We start from the raw sequence: 18,059 nt of genomic DNA on the forward strand, positions 1-18,059 counted from the left end.
AACATCCCCCTCGAGACCGGAAGAGAACACGAATGCTGAGCGAGCCGGAGGCCGGGCCGAGCACCGCCCTGATGCGCAAGGCCTATGCCCGCTGGGCGCCGGTCTACGACGTGGTCTACGACAAGCTCACCGAGCCGGCCGCCCGGGCCGCGGTGGCCGCCGCCGCCGAGAGCGGCCCGCGCATCCTCGAGGCCGGCGTCGGCACCGGCCTGTCGCTCGGCTACTACCCGCGCGCCAGCTTCGTCTGCGGCGTCGACCTGTCCGAGGACATGCTGAAGCGCGCCCGCCGCAAGGTGCAGCGCCGCGGCCTTACCCACGTGAAGGGCCTGCAGGTGATGGACGTCTGCCGCCTCGGCTACGCCGATGCGTCGTTCGACGCGGTGGTGGCGCAGTTCCTGATCACCCTGGTGCCCGACCCGGAAGCCGCCCTGTCCGAGTTCCTGCGGGTGGTCCGCCCCGGCGGCGGCATCGTGCTCGCCAACCATTTCGGGCAGACCGAGGGACCGGTGGCGAAGGTCGAGGAGATCGTCGCGCCGCTCTGCACGAAGATCGGCTGGTCGTCGGACTTCAAGTCGACCCGGATCGAGGCCTGGGCGCGGCGCAACGGCGTCGAGTTCATCGGCGTCGCGCCGACCTTCCCGGGCGGGTTCTTCAAGATCCTGCGGATGCGTAAGCCCGCGTGACCGCGGCCGGCGCGACGCCGCCCGAGCGTCCGCGCTCCGCCCGCCGCCGCGCGCTGCGCTGGCTGCCCCTGGCGCTGCTGATCGCGCTGTCGATCGCCGTGCTGGTCTCGGGCGCGTCGCAGCTCCTCAGCCTCGACCGGCTGCTCGAGTCGCGGCAATGGCTGCGCGCCTTCGTCGAGGCGGACCGCCCGCGCGCCCTCGTGCTGGCCTACCTGATCTATGTCGGCTCCGTCGTCGTCTCGGTGCCGGCGACGCTGATCCTCACCATGGTGTGCGGCTTCCTGTTCGGCATCGTCACCGGCGCGATCGTCGCCGTCTGCGCCGCCACCACAGGCGCCGCGATCGTCTTCGCGATCGGCCGCGGGCCGGCCTCGGACCTGCTGCGGCGGGTGGCCGGCCCGCGGCTCGGCGCGCTCGCCGAGGGGTTCCGCAACGATGCCTTCGGCTACATCGTGTTCCTGCGTCTGCTGCCGCTGTTCCCGTTCTGGATGACCAATCTCGGGCCGGCCGCGTTCGGCGTGGCGCTGCGCACCTTCGTGCTCGCCACCGCCTGCGGCCTGCTGCCCGGCGCCTTCGTCTACGCGGCGACCGGCGCCGGCATCGAGGACGTGGTCGCGGCCCATGCGGACGCGAAAGCAGTATGCCTGTCCGCCGGCGGCAGCGATTGCGACAACGCGCTGAGCTTCCGCGCGCTGGTGACGCCGCGGATGGTGATCGGCCTCGGCGGCCTCGGCCTGTTCGCGCTGCTCTCGATCGGCCTGCGGCGGCGCTTCATCCGGCGCAACGCGGGCTGATCCGCGGGACCGCTCGACCTTCGCGGGACGCGATTATCCCCACGCTGCGTACTGAAAATCGCGTTCGCGCGCCGATCCCGGGGGTGATGCCCCCTCGACGCTTCCTCGGCCCGCGGGCTACGAGGGATGATCGTGCCACCGTCTCGGCCAGGGGATGCGGGTGGCGACGGGACGTTCGCGAAGAGGCACGGGGTCGCCGCGCTTTCCGGGGCCGGGATAGCAGTGGTCGCAAGGACTGACACGGACTCGACGGAGGCGGCAGAGCGCGACGCGCCCGTCGCGGTGCCGCGTTCCGACCGCTGGCTCAAGCGCCTCGGCCTTTCCGGACGGCTCTTCCTCGTCACCGTCGCCTTCGTCGCGGCGATCGAGATCCTGATCTTCGTGCCCGCGGTCGCGAATTACCGCCTGTCCTGGCTGTCCGACCGGATCAGCGCCGCGCAGGTCGCGGCCCTCGTGCTCGATGCCAGCGAAGGGCACCCGGTGTCCGACGAGCTCGCCCGGCGCCTGCTGGCCGGCGTCGGCGCCCGCGCGATCGCGGTCCGCGACGGCGACACCCGCCAGCTCCTGTCGATCGAGCCGATGCCGGACCGGGTCTCCGACACGGTCGACCTGCGCAACCGATCGATCTGGTGCGCCATCCGCGGCGCCTGGCGGACGCTGACCGAACCGGTCGACGAGCCGATCCGCATCGTCGGCCAGGGCTGGGAAGGCTTCGACCTGGTCGAGATCATCCTCGACGACGCACCGCTGAAGCAGGCGGTGGTCGATTTCGCGATCCGGCTGGCGGTGTCGTCGCTGATCATCGCCACCGCAGCGGCCGGGCTCGTCTTCTTCGTGCTGCAGACCCTGATCGTGCGGCCGGTGCGCCGGCTCGCGCGCAACATCACCGCCTTCGCCAACGACCCGGAGGGGGCCGACCGGATCATCACGCCCGCGCCGCGCAGCGACGAGATCGGGCTCGCCGAGACCGCGCTGGCGCGGATGCAGCGGACGCTCGCGGACCAGCTGCGCCAGAAGCGCCGGCTCGCCGAGCTCGGGCTCTCGGTCGCCAAAATCAACCACGAGCTGCGCAACCTGCTGACCGGAGCGCAGCTGCTCGGCGACCGGCTCGAGGAAACCTCGGACCCGACGGTGCAGCGCGTGGCGCCGCGCCTCGTCGCGACGCTGGGGCGGGCGATCCGCTTCTGCGAGGCGACGCTGGCCTACGGCCGCGCCGCCGAGCGCACGCCGCGCAGCCGCGCGTTCGCGCTGGCCCCGGTCCTGGCGGAACTCGCCGATCTCGCGGCGCTCTCCGCCCACGGCCGCGTCCGGGTCGTGACCGAGGTCGCCCCCGAGCTGACAGTGTTCGCCGATTCCGAGCAGATCGGGCGGGCGATCGGAAACCTGGTGCGCAACGCCGTGCAGGCGCACGACTTCACCGAGGCGAACGTGGCCTCGCCGGAGGTGCGGATCACGGCCGGGCGCGAATGCGCCGGTGCGGTGACGATCCTGGTGGCCGATAACGGTCCCGGCCTGCCGGCGCGGGCGAAGGAGCACCTGTTCGAGGCCTTCCAAGGCTCGATGCGCTCGGGCGGCACCGGGCTCGGCCTCGCCATCGCCTCCGAGCTCGTGCGGCTGAACGGCGGGACGCTGTCGCTCGACCCCGCCGCCGAGGGCACCCGGTTCCGGATCGTGCTGCCGGACGCCGAGGCCTGAGGCCTACTCGGCGGCTTCCATCATGGGCGTGGCCACCGTGATGCCGATGTCGCGCAGCAGGGCGGCGTCGGAATCGGTCTCGTTGTTGGCGGTGGTCAGCAGGCGCTCGCCGTAGAAGATCGAGTTGGCGCCGGCGAGGAAGCACAGGATCTGCGCCTCGCGGGTCAGCCCCTTGCGCCCGGCGCTGAGGCGCACCCGCGCCTTCGGCATCACGATCCGCGCGGTCGCGCACATCCGCACGAGGTCGAGCGGGTCGACCGGCGGGCGGTCCTCCAGCGGCGTGCCCTCGACGGCGACGAGGGCGTTGATCGGCACGCTCTCGGGATGCGGCGCGTGGTTGGCGAGCACCTGGAGCATCGCGGCCCGGTCGGTCACGCCCTCGCCCATGCCGACGATGCCGCCGCAGCACAGGCCGATGCCGGCCTCGCGCACGTTCTCCAGGGTCTGGAGCCGGTCGGCGTAGGTCCGGGTCGAGATGATGTCCTCGTAGAAGTCCGGGCCGGTGTCGAGGTTGTGGTTGTAGGAGGTCAGCCCGGCCTCGGCGAGCCGCCCGGCCTGGGACGGCGTCAGCATGCCGAGGGTGACGCACGCCTCCATGCCCAGGCCGCGCACGCCGCGGACCATGGCCAGCACCGCGTCGAATTCCGGGCCGTCCTTCGGCTGGCGCCAGGCGGCGCCCATGCAGAACCGGTGCGCCCCGGCCGCCTTCGCCTCGGCGGCCTCGCGCAGCACCGCGTCGACCGGCATCAGGCGCTCCTTGGCCATGCCGGTGCCCTTGTGGTGGGCCGATTGCGGGCAGTAGGCGCAATCCTCGGGGCAGCCGCCGGTCTTGATCGACAGGAGCGAGGCGCGCTGGATGTCGGCCGGATCGTTGTGGGCCCGGTGCACAGAGGCGGCGCGAAACACGAGATCGAGCAGCGGCAGGTCGTGGATCGCGCGGATCTCCTCGACCGTCCAGTCGTGGCGGATGGCGGGGGCGGCGGGGAGCGGGGTCGGCTGCATCATGCGCCCATGAGGCGAATCCGCGGGCGAAAATCAAGCCGTCCGGCTCAGGCCGCCGCACCGCGCAGGCGCGACAGGCCATGCCAGGCCGGCGCGATCACGAAGCTCGTCAGCGGAATCAGCAGGCCGCCGACGACGAGGCCGACGAGACCGGAGCCGGCGGCCGTCACCAGCCATTCGGCAACGCCGGACAGGGCGGGCGGCAGCAGGCCGGCGACCGCTTCGGAGGCCGCATGCAGGGCGTGGGCGACCTGCGGCAGGCCGTAGGTCTCGAGCCCGTGGACCAGGATGCCGCCGCCGACCCAGATCATCGCCGCCGTGCCGACCATGGCGAGCAGGGCCAGGAACGGCGGCATCCCGGTGACGATGCCCCGGCCGAGCGCGCGGGTGACGCCGCCGAACGCGGAGGTCGAGGTGCTCGCCGCCATCGCCAGACCGGCGTCGTCCGCCTTCACGATCAGCGCCACCGCGCCGTAGACGAAGGCGGTGATGCCGACGGCCACCAACGCCATCACGGCGGCCTTAGTGGCGACGCCGCCGTCGGGCAGCGCCGCCAGGGTGATCGCCATGATCTCGGCCGAGAGGATGAAGTCGGTCTTGATCGCGCCCGAGACCTTGCGGTCCTCCATCGCCCGGCCGTCGCCGGCGGCATCGCCCGGGGTGTCGTCGGCGTGGCCGGCATGCGGGAACAGCGCCTCGTAGACCTTCTCGGCGCCCTCGTAGCAGAGGTAGGCGCCGCCGAGCATCAGCAGCGGCGTGATCGCCCAGGGCGCGAAGGCGCCGAGCGCCAGGGCGGCCGGGAGCAGGAACAGCAGCTTGTTGCGCAGCGACCCCAGCGCGATCCTGCCGACGATCGGCAGCTCGCGCTCGGCGGCGAAGCCGACGACGTAGCGCGGCGTCACCGCCGCATCGTCGATCACCACGCCGGCCGCCTTCACGCCGGCCTTGGCCGCCTGGGCGGCGACGTCGTCGAGCGAGGCCGCGGCGACCTTGGCGATCCCGGCGATGTCGTCGAGAAGGGCGATCAGACCGATGCTCACGTGACGGCGTCCTCCGAGGTACCGAGCCTTCTGTGCAGAGGACGTTCACGAAGTCGAGAGCGGATCGCCGTCCGTCGCGGCGGCACGACCGCAGCGTCGAGGAAAAGCGTCAGTTCGTGGGCTCGCCGGCGGAGACCTTCGCGGTCCAGTCGTCGAAGGCAATCACCGGCTGGCGCTGCTCGCCCAGCCCCTCGATGCGCACGATCATCTCGTCGCCGGCCTTGAGATAGCGCGGCGGCTTCATGCCGAGGCCGACGCCGGGCGGGGTGCCGGTGGTGATGATGTCGCCGGGCTCGAGCATCATGAAATGCGAAACGTAGGCGACGAGCTGGGGCACGTCGAAGATCATCGTCGCGGTCGAGCCGGTCTGCATCCGCTGCCCGTTCACGTCGAGACTCATCGCGAGGTTGCCGAGGTCGGGGATCTCGTCGAGGGTCACGAGCCACGGGCCGAGCGGCCCGAAGGTCGGGCAGCCCTTGCCCTTCGTCCAGGTCGGGCCGCGCTCCATCTGCCATTCGCGCTCGGAAACGTCGTTGCAGATGCACACGCCCGCCACGTAGTCGAGCGCCTCGTTGGCGTGGACGTAGGAGGCGCGGGAGCCGATCACCACGGCGAGCTCGACCTCCCAGTCGGTCTTGGCCGATCCCTTGGGGATGATCACCGTGTCGTTGGCGCCGACGATGCAGGACGGCGCCTTGTTGAAGACGATCGGCTCGGACGGGATCGGCGAGCCGGTCTCGGCGGCGTGATCCGCGAAGTTCAGGCCGATCGCGACGAAGTTGCGGGTGCCGCCGACGCATGGGCCGAGCCGGGTCGAAGCCGCCAGGAGCGGCAGCGTCTCCGGGTCGATCACGCGCAGGCGGTCGAGCGCTTCGGGCGAGAGCCCGGGCCCGGTGATGTCGCGCAGGACCGCGGACAGGTCGCGCAGGCCGCCGTTTCCGTCGATCAGGCCCGGCTTCTCGTCTCCCGTCGCTCCGTGCCGAACCAGCTTCATGTGCGCCCCCCGTTTCGAACGATCCTGACGCGGAAGGTGGTCGCCGCGGCAGGCGGGTCAAGCCGACGCTCAGGCCTTCATGCGCACGTAGGTGCCGGGGGCGGGCGCCAGCGAGGGCAGCGCGTCGCCGCCGGGCTTGCGGGCGGACACGCGCTCGGGCGCCTGCGCCTCGAGCCACTTGAACCAGTACGGCCACCACGAGCCCTTGCTCTCGGTGGCGGCCCCGAGCCAATCCTCCAGGCGCCCTTCCGCCTTTCCGCCGGTCCAGTAGCCGTATTTCGGCTTGGAGGGCGGGTTGACGACGCCGGCGATGTGGCCGGAGCCGGCCAGCACGTAGTCCACCGGGCCGCCGAACTTCGACGAGCCCTCGAACACCGAGATCGCCGGCGCGATGTGGTCCTCGCGGGTGGCGAGGTTGAACACAGGCACCGTCACCTTCTTCAGGTCGAGGCGGATGTTGCCGAGCACCATCCGGCCCTGCGCGAGGTTGTTCTCGAGGTAGCAGTTGCGCAGGTAGAAGGCGTGGTTGGCCGCCGGCATGCGGGTGGCGTCGGCGTTCCAGTACAGTAGGTCGAAGGCGCTCGGCGGCTTGCCCTTGACGTAGTTGTTGACGACGTAGGACCAGATCAGGTCGTTCGGCCGCAGCATGTTGAACGCGTTGGCCATCTTGGCGCCGTCGAGGTAGCCGCGCTCGGCCATCTGGGTCTCGATCTGCCGGATCTGCCCCTCGTCGGCGAAGACCTTGAGGTCGCCGGCATGGGTGAAGTCGACCTGCGTGGTCAGGAAGGTCGCGCTCTTGATGCGCTTGTTGCCGGTGGCGGCCTGCATCGCGAGTGTGACGGCGAGCAGCGTGCCGCCGACGCAGTAGCCGGCCGCCGCCACTTCCGTCTCGCCGGTGGCGACGCCGATCGCGTCGATCGCCGCCTCGATGCCCTCGCGCATGTAGGACTCGAAGTCCTTGTCGCGGTGGCGCTCGTCCGGGTTGACCCAGGAGATCACGAAGACGGTGAGGCCCTGGTCGACCATCCAGCCGATCAGGCTTTTCGCCGGATTCAGGTCGAGGATGTAGAACTTGTTGATCCACGGCGGCACGATCAGGAACGGGCGCTTCAGCACCGTCTCGGTGCGCGGCGCGTACTGGATCAGCTCCATCAGGTCGTTGCGGAACACCACCTCGCCGGGCGTCACCGCGACGTCGACGCCGAACTCGAACGCGTTCCGGTCGGTCTGGCGCACGCGCAGCTCGCCGGCGCCGGCCTCGATGTCTTCCTGCAGCATCTTCATGCCGCGGACGAGGTTGGCGCCGTTCTCCTGCAGCGTGTGCCGGATCAGCTCGGGGTTGGTCATCACGAAGTTCGAGGGCGAGAGCGCGCCGGCGAGCTGGCGCAGGTAGAACTGCGCCTTGTGGCGGGTGTGCTCGTCGATGCCCTCGGCCTCGTTCACCAGGCCTTCGGCCCAGCGGGTGGTGATCAGGTAGCCCTGCTTGATGAAGTCGAAGTACGGGTTCGACGACCATTCGGCGTCGGCGAACCGCGCATCCTTCGGCTCGGGTTGCGCCACCGGCTCGGCCTCCTGACCCTGGAGGCGCATCCACGTCGTGCCCCACAGGGCGACGAAGGCCTCGCTGAGCTTGGCCTGCGCCTCGAGCGTCCGCTTCGGATCGGAAAGCCACGTCTCGGCCACGGTGCCGAGGGTGCGCACGAGCTCGCTCGCCTCTTGCGGCGGCTTGGGCTGGACCGGCAGGCCGTCCTCGGGAGCGACGTAGCGCGCGGCGGCCCGTCCGAGCTGTTCCATGAACTGGCCCGCATTGCGCGAGAGGGCCTCGAAATCGAGCATCGCGGGCGTCGTCGGCTGCGTCGTCACGCGTGATCCACTCCCTGGCTTCGTCCGCGCCGGCAGCGCGGGCGGACCCGAGCACCCGCCCCGGAGGGCGGTCCGAGCCTCGTTTCCGCCAAATTAACGCGCCAACCCCGAATTTGCCCAGCGCGGCAGGCGCGAACGGCGATATAACTGCGGCATGACCTCAACTTGCGACAAGGTTCCGGATCCCGGCACGACCTCTCCGGGCGGGCCGTCAAATCCGTCCGGCTCCGCAGCGCAGGGCATCACGTTCCGGCGCCTCCTCGGCACGCTCGCGCTCTGCGCGGCGGCGGCCACGGGCGCCTGCTCCTCCGACCTCTCGCCGATCAAGACGCTGGCGGTCGAGGCCGGCTACGGCCCGAAGGCCGTCGCCGCGCCGGACTTCGTCGCGAACTCGCGGCCGAAGGGCGGGACCGAGTTCATGCCGGTCGGCGTCTCCGCTCCGGCGCGTCCGGTGCGGGCGAAGTCGGCCGAGAGCCAGAAGGCGCTGGAAGCCGAGCTCGAAGGCGCCCGCGGCCGCAACGAATCGCGGGGCCGGGCCGCGGAGAGCGCCGGCAAGGCGACGAAGCCGGCGAGCGCGCCGGCTCAGCCGGCACAATAAGGCCGATATTCGGGGTCGGCGGCAGGCCGCTTCGATGTTAGAGAGGCCGACCGCCACCCGTCGGGGCCACCAGTGCCGCCCCACGGGATCCGCGCCGATGGACAGATGGCCATGACCGATTTTCACCGCATCAAGCGCCTGCCCCCCTACGTGTTCGAGCAGGTCAATCGGATCAAGGCCGCCGCCCGCGCCAACGGCGCCGACATCATCGACCTCGGGATGGGCAACCCGGACCTCGACGCCCCCAAGCACGTCATCGCCAAGCTGTGCGAGACGGCCGGGCGCCCGCGCACCGACCGCTACTCGGCCTCGAAGGGCATCGCCGGCCTGCGCCGCGCCCAGGCCGGCTACTACCAGCGCCGGTTCGGCGTGAGCCTGAACCCCAACACCCAGGTGGTCGCCACCCTCGGCTCGAAGGAGGGCTTCGCCAACATGGCGCAGGCGATCACCGCGCCGGGCGACGTGGTGCTGGTGCCGAACCCGAGCTACCCGATCCACGCCTTCGGCTTCCTGATGGCGGGCGGCGTGATCCGCTCCGTCCCGGCCGAGCCGACGCCCGCGTTCTTCCCGGCGCTGGAGCGCGCCATGGCGCACTCGATCCCGAAGCCGGTGGCCCTGGTGGTCTGCTACCCGTCGAACCCGACGGCCTACGTGGCGACGCTCGACTTCTACCGGGACCTCGTCGCCTTCGCGAAGCGCCACGAGATCATCCTGCTCTCGGACCTCGCCTATGCCGAGGTGTACTTCGACGGCGAGCCGCCGCCCTCGGTGCTGCAGGTGCCGGGTGCGATCGACGTGACGGTGGAGTTCACCTCGCTGTCGAAGACCTATTCCATGGCTGGCTGGCGCATGGGCTTCGCCGTCGGCAACGAGCGCCTGCTCGCCGCGCTGTCGCGGGTGAAGTCCTACCTCGATTACGGCGCCTTCACGCCGATCCAGGTCGCGGCCACCGCCGCGCTCAACGGGCCGGACGATTGCATCCAGGAGATGCGGGCGATCTACAGGAAGCGCCGCGACGCGCTGGTCGAGTCGTTCGGCAAGGCCGGCTGGAAGATCCCGGCGCCCGCCGCCTCGATGTTCGCCTGGGTGCCGATCCCGGAGAAGTTCAAGGCGCTCGGCAGCCTCGAATTCTCGAAGCTCCTCCTCGAGAAGTCGGACGTCGCGGTGGCACCCGGCATCGGGTTCGGCGAGTTCGGCGACGACTTCGTCCGCATCGCCCTCGTCGAGAACGAGCAGCGCATCCGCCAGGCGGCCCGCAACGTCCGTCGCTTCCTCGAGACCGCGGACAAGACGCTGCACAACGTCGTGCCGCTGGCCAAGAGCGCCTGATCCCGATTGTTGCGGCGGGGCGACAGGCCCGGCCAAAGCGCGATGGGTGTGCTGCATGTGCTTGTCACCCGCCGGCCCCGTGCGCAGGGTCGGCGGCAATGATCCGCACTCGCGTCCTCGAGGCTTGCATGCGTCGCCTGTCCCTGCCCGCCGCCCTGCTGCTGGCGGCAGCCGCCTCGGCCTGCGCGCCGAACCCGATCGTCGCCCGCGACCCGATTCCGGCGCCGGGCCCCGATGCGGCCTTCGCCTGCGATTCGCGCCCGCTGGTGCTGAACGCTTTCGACACGACCTGCAAGCCGATCGCCCGGCAGCCGGCGGTCGTGCTGCATTCCAAGGGCTGATCGAGGCCGATCGAGAGCCGACCGACCGGGGCTTCCGGTCGGTTTTTCCGGGGGCGACGCCGCGGCCGACGCGTCGCGGCGACGGACACGCGGCCGTGCATCGGGCATGATGCCCCGACGATCGAACCCGCCCCTCAGCGACGGAGCACGCGATGAACACCTTCCTCCGACACGGCCTCGCCGCCGGCCTGTTCGCGCTCGCCGGTGCCGGTGCCGCCCAGGCCCAGTCCGGGGCCTACGTGTTCCAGGGTCCGGACGGCCCCACGGTGCTGCAGGTCGACGGCGCCAACCGCCCGATCGTCCCGCCCGCGCACCCCGACCTCGCGGTGCCGGCGATCGCCGTGCCGCAGGTGATGAACGGCGGCGGCTACGGCATCACCGGCTTCAACTACTACGACAGCGGCCTCATGGAGGGCCGCACCGATCCCCGCGCCAAGCGGCGCTACGTGCTGGCACCGGCCTGGATCGCCGGCTACGGCCAACACTGACGGGCTCGACGCGGCGCGCTGATTTTCCAACGCGCCGCGCGGATTTCGTCGACGCGCCGCGCGATCCGGCTCAGTCCTTCGACGGGTCGTGGCCCCAGTTCATCAGCGACCGCGCCCAGGCTGAGTCGGGATCGTTGCGGGACTTGCCGCCCTGCGCGAGGTGCCGGCGGACGTAGCCGACGACCTTGCGCATGTGGCCGTAATCGTCGTCCGTGAGGTCGGCCTTCTTCTTGGCCTTGATCTCGAGGATGCGGCGCCCCTCCTTGTGCCCGGTGGCCTCGCCGCCGCCGGACTTCTGCCCGACCGACTTGCTGGCGTCGGAGTCGAGATGCTTCCTCAAGGCGGCGGGCGTCATGTTCACCGCCGCGTCGAACTCTTTCCGGGTCTGCTCGCGGTCGTGCTCGGCGTCGTCCCGCGAATCCTTGTCCTCGGCCTTCGTCATCGCGCGTCCCTCCCGATCGGGGTGAAAATCCCCGGTCAACGCACGAGGCGGCCGTGGTTTCACGGGTCGGCGCGGGTGGGACCGTCGCATGAACTCGGCACGCGCCATGGGATGGGAGCCGTTTACAGGGGCGCCCGCCGCCGGTATCACCCCGCTCGACCTCTTTGAGCCCCCGACACAAGCGACACACCCTCGAAATGCGCGCCGAGATCGAGCAAGCCTCGGATGCCGCCAAGCAGTCGATCGGACTGCTGAGGAGGCATCTTTGACTGGGATACCGTCGATAAACGACTCGCGGAGCTGAATGCGGCGTCCGAGAACCCGGAACTGTGGAACGACGCCGACGCCGCGCAGAAGGTGATGCGCGAGCGCCAGCAGCTCGACGAGGCCGTGGCCGCCATCCGCAAGCTCGAGCAGGACCTCGACGACGGGGCGATGCTGATCGAGCTCGGCGAGACGGAGGGCGACGAGGCCTCGATCCGCGAGGGCGAGGCCACGATCCTCACCGTCGAGAAGGAGGCGGCCGGCCGTCAGGTCGAGACGCTGCTGTCGGGCGAGGCTGACGGCTTCGACACCTATCTCGAGGTCCATGCGGGCGCCGGCGGCACCGAGAGCCAGGATTGGGCCAACATGCTCCAGCGCATGTACGGCCGCTGGGCCGAGCGCCGGAAGTACAAGGTCGACATCGTCGAGTGGTCGGACGGGGAAGAGGCCGGGATCAAGGGCGCCACGCTCCTGATCAAGGGCCACAACGCCTACGGCTGGCTCAAGACCGAGTCCGGCGTGCACCGCCTGGTGCGCATCTCGCCCTACGATTCGAGCGCGCGGCGGCACACCAGCTTCGCCTCCGTCTGGGTCTACCCGGTGATCGACGACCGGATCGAGATCGAGATCAAGGAATCCGACTGCCGGATCGACACCTACCGGTCGTCGGGCGCGGGCGGGCAGCACGTCAACACCACCGACTCGGCGGTGCGCATCACCCACAACCCGACCGGGATCGTGGTGGCGTGCCAGCAGGAGCGCTCGCAGCACAAGAACCGGGCGACCGCCTGGAACATGCTGCGCGCCCGCCTGTACGAGGCCGAGCTGAAGAAGCGGGAGGAGAAGGCCAACGCCGAGGCCGCCTCCAAGACCGACATCGGCTGGGGCCACCAGATCCGCTCCTACGTGCTGCAGCCCTACCAGCTCGTGAAGGACCTGCGCACCGGCACGCAGTCGACCGACCCGGACGAGGTCCTCGACGGCGACATCGACCCCTTCATCGAGGCGTCGCTGGCGCAGCGCCTGTACGGGGCGACGGAGAAGGTCGAGGACATCGACTGAGGCGGCAGGACGGGAACCGTTTTTCGTCCATCGAACCCTTGCCATTCCGGGCTCGCCTCGGGCGCCCCGGAATGGCGGGACACGCGACGTCGCGCCGGCCGCGACGTCAGGGCCCACCGCCCTCGGCGAGTTCACGCCCCGCCTCCAGGAACCCCAGCGGGTCGACCGGCTCGCCGTCGATCCGGGTCTCGTAGTGCAGGTGCGTGCCGGTCGAGCGCCCGGTCGAGCCGACGCGGCCGACCAGATCACCGGCGCGGAGCCATTGGCCGGCCCGTACCGCCATGCGCGACAGGTGCGCGAAGCGCGTGACCACGCCGTGGCCGTGGTCGATCTCCACCATGTTGCCGTAGCCGCCGGTGGCCTCCGCCGTGACGACGCGCCCGGGCGCGGTGGCCAGCGCGGGCTCGCCCATCTCTGCCTTCAGGTCGAGCCCGGTATGCAGCGCGAGCCCCCGCGTGAACGGGTCGAGCCGCGGCCCGAAGGTGCTGGCCACGCCGCGGTCGCGCGGCAGCGGGCGGTCGAGCGGCAGGCGGGCGGCGAGCCGGCGCAGCGCCTGGGCATCGCCGACGGTGCGGGACGCGACCGCGAGGGCGTCGGCGAACGGGCTCGGATCGATCGGCACGAGCGGCCCGCCCAGGCCCGCCGCGGCCGGACGCTGCAGGTCGATTCCGGTCCGCTCCAGGGCGCGTCGCAGACGTCCGAGATCGCTCGCCGCCCGCTCGGTGATGCGGTCGAGCCCGAGCACCTGCGCCGCCGCGAGGCCGTCGAGCCGCCCGGCGAGGACCGCCACCTGCAGGTCGGTCTCGCGCGCGCTGCGACGCCCGGGCCGCGCCTCGACCCCGCGCAGGCCGAGATCGCTCTCGCCCGCCGAGGATGGGCCGGGCAGCGAACCGGTGGTCGGCGGATCGATCGGGTCGGACGACGCGTCGTCCGGCCGCGCGAGACGGGCGAGCACGGCCTGCCGCCGCTCCAGATCGTTCTGGCGGGCCGTCAGCCCGTCGAGGCGCGCCGCGACGGCGACCTGCGCCTCCGCCCGTGCCGAGCCGCCGCGGTCGAGCTCGGCCCGCAACGCGGCGAGGCGCGCCTCGTAGGCCGTCTGCATCGCGCCCTGCCGCGCGACGAACCCGGCGAGGATGTCGTCGTGGAACAGCACCAGCCCGCTCGCGCCGGCGGCCCACAGGCCGGTGACGAGAAGGGCAGCGGCGAGAAGCCGGCTCCTGCGGTGCGGAAGGCTGGCGGAAGGGGTCATCGATTCGGGCCCGATGCCGAGGCCGCCATCGAAGGCCGACAGGGTTAAGAAACCGAGAACCCTCATGCCTCCCGCGGGATGCGGGATCGGCTCAGGGGAGGGCGCGGGCGGCCTCGAGCACCTCCTCGGCATGGCCCGGCACCTTCACCTTCGGCCAGATTTGCGCGATGCGACCGTCTCGGTCGAGCAGCATCGTGGTGCGCTCGACGCCCATGTACTTGCGCCCGTACATGCTCTTCTCGACCCAGACGCCGTAGGCCTCGAGCATCGCCTTGCCCTCGTCGGAGGCGAGCGGGAAGGCGAGGTCGTGCTTGGACGCGAACTTGTCGTGGCTCTTCACCGAGTCGGGCGAGACCCCGATCACGACGGCGTCGGCCGCGTCGAAGTCGGCCAGCCTCGCGTTGAAGGCCTGCGCCTCCAGAGTGCATCCGCTGGTGTCGTCTTTCGGGTAGAAGTAGAGCACGATCTTGTGACCGACGTGCTCGCCGAGCTGGAGCGTCTTGCCGCCGGAGCCGGGAAGGGTGAAGTCGGGAGCGCGTTCGCCTTGGGCGAGGGGCATCGTGCCATCCTTTCGGCCGATTGATGGTGTGCTTTGGCGCGGTGCCGGACCATCCGATGCCCGCGCTTCGGGCGCGAGAGCCGGATACGCTCCGGAAACGCGTCGTCACGAGGTTGCGTCCTAGAATGAGCGCACGTTGCGAAACAGCGGACGCGCCGATGCAAGGTCTTCATGCCTGAGGAAGAGGCCCGGCCTGAGGATACGCCCGGCGGCGGGCAGACGCGCAAGGCCGTTCGGTGCTGGACGCGGCGCTGCCTGTGGACGGCCGCCGCCCTCGTCGTCGTGCTCGGCCTCGGCCTCGGGGGCGGGGTCATGCGCCTCGCATACGGGCCCCTGCAGATCGACGGCCTGTCGGCGCGGGTCTCGTCGGCGCTCGCCGACCGGATCGGGCCGGGCTGGCGCATCAGCCTGCGCGACAGCACCCTCGAGCTCGACTCCGAGAACGCCCTGGCGCTGCGCGTCAGCGGGCTCGACATCCGCAACCCGCAGGGCGCCCTCGTGGTCCGCGCGCCGCTCGCCCTCGTCAGCATCGATCCCTGGAGCCTGCTGAAGCTCGCGCCGACGCCGCGCTCGATCGAGTTCCGCGACGTGCAGATGACGGCGCTCGTCCACCGTGACGGCTCGATCGCCTTCGCGGCCGCCGAGCCGGCGCATCCGGGCGACGCCTCGCCGCACACGCCGCCGAGCGTGGACGCGGCGCGCGGCATGGTCTCGCCGCTCTCGGCCGCAACGGCCTCGATCTTCGGCGTCGTGCTCGACTCCGCCGGCGTCGTCGGCGCGCTCGACCGCGCCCGCATCACCAATGCCCGCCTCACGCTGATCGACGATGACGCCCGCGAGCGCGCGGTGTTCGAGCACGTCAACGGCCTGTTCGGCCGGGACCCGAACCAGGACGCGCGCCTGTTCGAGCTGCGCATCGACGGGCCGCACGGGCAATGGCGCTTCGGCGGCACCCTGCGCGAGGCCGGCGGCCCGCGCCGCACCGGGATCATCACCCTCGACGACCTGCCGGCCACCGACCTGCTGCTGCTCTCCGGCCAGTCGAAGCTGCCGATCACCACCGACCTGAAGCTCTCGGCGCGGGCCGACGTCGCCCTCGACGGCGGCCGCATCGAGGCGATGAAGGCGACGCTGCGCACCAGCGACGGCACCTTCCTCGTCGAGGAGAAGGACTTCAACCCGGTCACCGTCGAGAGCCTGAAGGCCACGGTGAGCTGGGACGAGACCGCCCGGGTGATGACGCTCGACGGGCTCGACTACCTCGGCGCCGGCAACGCAGTGAACCTCACCGGCACCTGGGCCGTGGCCAAGCCGGGCGAGGAATTCGCCTGGACCGCGACCCTGTCGAGCCGGAACGCGACGCTCCGGGGCGCCGCCCCCAAGGACAAGCCGATCACCATCGCTGCGATGGACGGGCACCTCACCGGCCGTGCTGGCGGCGTCGCGATCGACAGCTTCGCGATGAGCGGCGACGGCATCCACGGCAACATGTCCGGCACCCTCGGCACCACTGCCGACGACGACGGCCTCACGCTCCACGTCACCGCCAGCGACAGCGAGGCCCGCACGGCGCTGCGGCTCTGGCCGGAGAACATCGCGCCGGGCGCGCGCAACTACCTCGTCGACGAGCTGCGCGCCGCCCGCATCGAGGCGGTCGACATCACCGTCGACATGTCGGGCGCCGAGCTCGCCGCGGCGACGCGGGGCGACCCGATGCCGGACAACGCGGTGCATATCGACTTCCGTGTCTCGGACGCGACGCTCGAGGTCTCGCCCGACGCGCCGCCGCTGACCCGAGGCAACGTCGCCGGCACGATCACCGGGCGCTCGACCCGGATCAGGAACGTCACCGCCGACATCCGCATGGCCGACGGGCGCGCGCTGAACATCACCGAGGGCGCCTTCGTCATCCCGGAGATCTCGCCCGACAAGGTCGTGGCGGATATCGGCCTTCGCCTGTCGGGCGGCGCAGACGCGCTGGCGGCCCTGCTGCAGACCAAGATGTTCAAGGCGCTGTCGGGCGTCGATCTCGACCCGTCGACGGTGAAGGGCCAGGCCGACCTGCGCATCGGCTTCCCGCTCGACCTCAAGCACATCCCCGACCTGCCCGACCTGCCGGTCGGCGTCTCGGGCACGCTGAACGACCTCGCCGTCGACAAGGTCGTCGGCAAGGATAAGCTCGAAGCCGGCCGCTTCGCCGTGACCTACGACCCGCGCGGCTTCACCCTGAAGGGCGACGCCAAGCTGTCGGGCGCGCCGGTCTCGATCGACATGCATCAGGCCAAGACCGGCGGCACCGGCGAGGTGCTGGTGAACCTGACCGTCGACGACGCCCTGCGGGCGCGCAAGGGCCTGCCGACGGCCCCCCAGCTGAGCGGCCCGATCGCGGTCAAGGCCACCATCCCGCTGGTCAAGGCCGGCGCCACGAAACCCCCGATCCGGGTCGAGGCCGACCTCGCCCGCGCCGGGATCGACGGCCTGCTGCCGGGCCTGAGCAAGGCCGCGGGCAAGGCCGGGCGCCTGACCTTCTCCCTGGTCGATACCGGCCCGGGGATGGACCTGCGCGACATCGCCCTCGATGCCGGCTCGACCACGGCCCGCGGCAGCGCCTCGATCACCGGCGAGGGCGGCCTCGAGCGGGCGGACCTGACCAACCTCAAGCTCTCGCCCGGCGACGACATGCGCGTCACGCTGGATCGCAACGGAAACGGCTACCGCGTCGCGGTGAAGGGGGCGGTGGCCGACGCGCGCCCGTTCCTGAAGATGCTGACCGCGCCCGAAGGCAAGTCGCAGCGGGACGCCAACCCGAAGGACATCGACGCCGACATCCAGCTCGGCATCCTCACCGGCTTCAACGAGGAGGCGCTGACCAACGCCAGCGTGAAGCTTTCCATGCGCGGCAAGGACGTGCGCTCGGCGGCGATGAGCGGCAAGTTCCGCTCCGCCCCCTTCGTCGCGAGCGTGACCAAGGGCGAGCGCGGCACGCCGACGCTGGCGATCGAATCCGGCGATGCCGGCGCGACGCTGCGCTTCGTCGACGTCTACCGGCGGATGTACGGCGGCCGGCTCAATCTCGGCATCGTGCTGAGCGACGGGCCGCAGGCCGGCGTGGTGCAGATCCGCGAGTTCGCGCTGCGCAACGAGCCGGCCCTGTCCAGCATCATGGCCCAGGGACCGGAGACGGTGGAGACCGTCGATGCCCGCGGGCGCAAGCGCACGGTCGCGGGCCAGGGCAGCGCGGTCTCGTTCGACCGGATGCGGGCGAACTTCGTCCGCTCGGGCTCGCGCGTCGACTTCTCCGATGCGGCGATCTCGAACGCAGCGATGGGCTTCACGCTGTCGGGTTTCCTCGACACCGCCCGCGAGCGCACCGACATCAACGGCACCTTCGTGCCGCTCTACGGCCTGAACAACATCGTCTCGCAGGTGCCGCTGATCGGGCCGCTCCTCGGCGGCGGCCACAACGAGGGCCTGTTCGCGGTCAACTTCCGGGTCTCCGGCAGGCTCAACGCGCCGGACGTCAGCGTGAACCCGCTCTCGGCGGTCGCGCCGGGCTTCCTACGAAAACTCTTCAGCGCGGGCGGCGGCTCGAACTTCGCCGACGGCGTGCCCCCGGCGGTGCAGGGCGACCGCTGAGGCGGCCGATCCGCCGGCGG

16 protein-coding genes are annotated in these 18,059 nt (G+C 71.3%); 9 read left to right on the top strand and 7 right to left on the bottom strand.

What is annotated here, in order from left to right; translation table 11 throughout:
* The first annotated feature begins 32 nt into the window (after positions 1–32).
* The 3 genes from ACFZ8E_RS09365 (at position 33) to ACFZ8E_RS09375 (ending at position 3,172) form a co-directional block, all read left to right on the top strand.
* Positions 33–683, top strand: a complete 651-nt coding sequence (locus ACFZ8E_RS09365; RefSeq protein WP_147729569.1) for a class I SAM-dependent methyltransferase — start codon at positions 33–35, stop codon at positions 681–683.
* Entirely contained in the window at positions 680–1,477 is a 798-nt protein-coding gene (locus ACFZ8E_RS09370; protein WP_147860349.1) for a TVP38/TMEM64 family protein, read from the top strand. The genes ACFZ8E_RS09365 and ACFZ8E_RS09370 overlap by 4 nt, the downstream gene beginning before the upstream one ends.
* 282 nt (positions 1,478–1,759) lie before the next feature.
* Entirely contained in the window at positions 1,760–3,172 is a 1,413-nt protein-coding gene (locus ACFZ8E_RS09375) for a sensor histidine kinase (protein WP_405044358.1), read from the top strand.
* Positions 3,173–3,175: 3 nt separating this feature from the next.
* On the opposite strand, the gene bioB is transcribed toward ACFZ8E_RS09375, so the two are convergent.
* The 4 genes from bioB to ACFZ8E_RS09395 form a co-directional block, all read right to left on the bottom strand.
* Positions 3,176–4,174 (bottom strand): biotin synthase BioB, encoded by a 999-nt coding sequence (bioB, locus tag ACFZ8E_RS09380; protein ID WP_405044359.1) that lies wholly within the window; start codon positions 4,172–4,174, stop codon positions 3,176–3,178.
* Positions 4,175–4,221: 47 nt separating this feature from the next.
* A complete protein-coding gene (locus ACFZ8E_RS09385) occupies positions 4,222–5,214 on the bottom strand; it encodes a DUF808 domain-containing protein (RefSeq protein WP_405042651.1) in 993 nt (330 codons plus the stop codon).
* Between the two features lie 109 nt (positions 5,215–5,323).
* On the bottom strand, positions 5,324–6,208 hold the full coding sequence (locus ACFZ8E_RS09390) for a fumarylacetoacetate hydrolase family protein (protein ID WP_405042652.1): 885 nt from the start codon (positions 6,206–6,208) through the stop codon (positions 5,324–5,326).
* A gap of 69 nt (positions 6,209–6,277) precedes the next feature.
* Positions 6,278–8,044: a PHA/PHB synthase family protein gene (locus ACFZ8E_RS09395; protein WP_405044360.1), complete on the bottom strand. Its 1,767-nt coding sequence runs from the start codon at positions 8,042–8,044 to the stop codon at positions 6,278–6,280.
* Positions 8,045–8,225: 181 nt separating this feature from the next.
* Between ACFZ8E_RS09395 and ACFZ8E_RS09400 the strand changes: the two genes are divergently transcribed.
* From ACFZ8E_RS09400 to ACFZ8E_RS09415, 4 genes are all read left to right on the top strand, one after another.
* Positions 8,226–8,669 carry a hypothetical protein gene (locus tag ACFZ8E_RS09400; protein WP_405042653.1) on the top strand — a complete coding sequence of 148 codons (444 nt, stop codon included), beginning with the start codon at positions 8,226–8,228 and terminating at the stop codon, positions 8,667–8,669.
* A 111-nt stretch (positions 8,670–8,780) separates the two neighbouring features.
* Positions 8,781–9,998, top strand: a complete 1,218-nt coding sequence (locus tag ACFZ8E_RS09405) for an LL-diaminopimelate aminotransferase (protein WP_405042654.1) — start codon at positions 8,781–8,783, stop codon at positions 9,996–9,998.
* 128 nt (positions 9,999–10,126) lie between these two features.
* Entirely contained in the window at positions 10,127–10,339 is a 213-nt protein-coding gene (locus ACFZ8E_RS09410) for a hypothetical protein (RefSeq protein ID WP_147842880.1), read from the top strand.
* 152 nt (positions 10,340–10,491) lie between these two features.
* On the top strand, positions 10,492–10,827 hold the full coding sequence (locus ACFZ8E_RS09415; RefSeq protein ID WP_405042655.1) for a hypothetical protein: 336 nt from the start codon (positions 10,492–10,494) through the stop codon (positions 10,825–10,827).
* 70 nt (positions 10,828–10,897) lie between these two features.
* Here the strand turns inward: ACFZ8E_RS09415 and ACFZ8E_RS09420 are convergent, their stop codons facing one another.
* Complete coding sequence (locus ACFZ8E_RS09420; protein ID WP_405042656.1) at positions 10,898–11,269, bottom strand: DUF3140 domain-containing protein; 372 nt, start codon at positions 11,267–11,269, stop codon at positions 10,898–10,900.
* A 197-nt stretch (positions 11,270–11,466) separates the two neighbouring features.
* Between ACFZ8E_RS09420 and prfB the strand changes: the two genes are divergently transcribed.
* Positions 11,467–12,595, top strand: a protein-coding gene (gene prfB, locus ACFZ8E_RS09425) for a peptide chain release factor 2 (RefSeq protein WP_147728103.1) whose coding sequence is annotated in 2 segments (ribosomal slippage) — positions 11,467–11,535 and positions 11,537–12,595 — 1,128 coding nt in all. Because the reading frame shifts where the segments join, the coding sequence is not laid out codon by codon here.
* A gap of 106 nt (positions 12,596–12,701) precedes the next feature.
* On the opposite strand, the gene ACFZ8E_RS09430 is transcribed toward prfB, so the two are convergent.
* Both ACFZ8E_RS09430 and ACFZ8E_RS09435 read right to left on the bottom strand, forming a co-directional pair.
* On the bottom strand, positions 12,702–13,910 hold the full coding sequence (locus ACFZ8E_RS09430; RefSeq protein ID WP_405042657.1) for a peptidoglycan DD-metalloendopeptidase family protein: 1,209 nt from the start codon (positions 13,908–13,910) through the stop codon (positions 12,702–12,704).
* Positions 13,911–13,935: 25 nt separating this feature from the next.
* The gene (locus tag ACFZ8E_RS09435; RefSeq protein ID WP_243988534.1) at positions 13,936–14,403 is read right to left on the bottom strand and encodes a peroxiredoxin; all 468 of its coding nucleotides are present in this window, start codon (positions 14,401–14,403) and stop codon (positions 13,936–13,938) included.
* Between the two features lie 171 nt (positions 14,404–14,574).
* On the opposite strand from ACFZ8E_RS09435, the gene ACFZ8E_RS09440 reads away from it, so the two are divergent.
* Positions 14,575–18,039 (top strand): DUF3971 domain-containing protein, encoded by a 3,465-nt coding sequence (locus ACFZ8E_RS09440; protein ID WP_405042658.1) that lies wholly within the window; start codon positions 14,575–14,577, stop codon positions 18,037–18,039.
* Positions 18,040–18,059: the final 20 nt, after the last annotated feature.

It is taken from the genome of Methylobacterium sp. HMF5984, from assembly GCF_045033435.1.
Taxonomy (GTDB): domain Bacteria; phylum Pseudomonadota; class Alphaproteobacteria; order Rhizobiales; family Beijerinckiaceae; genus Methylobacterium.

What these genes read in the sequence shown, in the direction of transcription:
- ACFZ8E_RS09415 (WP_405042655.1), top strand. Translation starts at nt 10,492, where the DNA reads ATGAACACCTTCCTCCGACACGGCCTCGCCGCCGGCCTGTTCGCGCTC.
- ACFZ8E_RS09440 (WP_405042658.1), top strand. Translation starts at nt 14,575, where the DNA reads ATGCCTGAGGAAGAGGCCCGGCCTGAGGATACGCCCGGCGGCGGGCAG.
- bioB (WP_405044359.1), bottom strand. Translation starts at nt 4,174, where the DNA reads ATGCAGCCGACCCCGCTCCCCGCCGCCCCCGCCATCCGCCACGACTGG.
- ACFZ8E_RS09430 (WP_405042657.1), bottom strand. Translation starts at nt 13,910, where the DNA reads ATGAGGGTTCTCGGTTTCTTAACCCTGTCGGCCTTCGATGGCGGCCTC.
- ACFZ8E_RS09395 (WP_405044360.1), bottom strand. Translation starts at nt 8,044, where the DNA reads ATGCTCGATTTCGAGGCCCTCTCGCGCAATGCGGGCCAGTTCATGGAA.
- ACFZ8E_RS09435 (WP_243988534.1), bottom strand. Translation starts at nt 14,403, where the DNA reads ATGCCCCTCGCCCAAGGCGAACGCGCTCCCGACTTCACCCTTCCCGGC.
- ACFZ8E_RS09400 (WP_405042653.1), top strand. Translation starts at nt 8,226, where the DNA reads ATGACCTCAACTTGCGACAAGGTTCCGGATCCCGGCACGACCTCTCCG.
- ACFZ8E_RS09405 (WP_405042654.1), top strand. Translation starts at nt 8,781, where the DNA reads ATGACCGATTTTCACCGCATCAAGCGCCTGCCCCCCTACGTGTTCGAG.
- ACFZ8E_RS09420 (WP_405042656.1), bottom strand. Translation starts at nt 11,269, where the DNA reads ATGACGAAGGCCGAGGACAAGGATTCGCGGGACGACGCCGAGCACGAC.
- ACFZ8E_RS09390 (WP_405042652.1), bottom strand. Translation starts at nt 6,208, where the DNA reads ATGAAGCTGGTTCGGCACGGAGCGACGGGAGACGAGAAGCCGGGCCTG.
- ACFZ8E_RS09410 (WP_147842880.1), top strand. Translation starts at nt 10,127, where the DNA reads ATGCGTCGCCTGTCCCTGCCCGCCGCCCTGCTGCTGGCGGCAGCCGCC.
- ACFZ8E_RS09365 (WP_147729569.1), top strand. Translation starts at nt 33, where the DNA reads ATGCTGAGCGAGCCGGAGGCCGGGCCGAGCACCGCCCTGATGCGCAAG.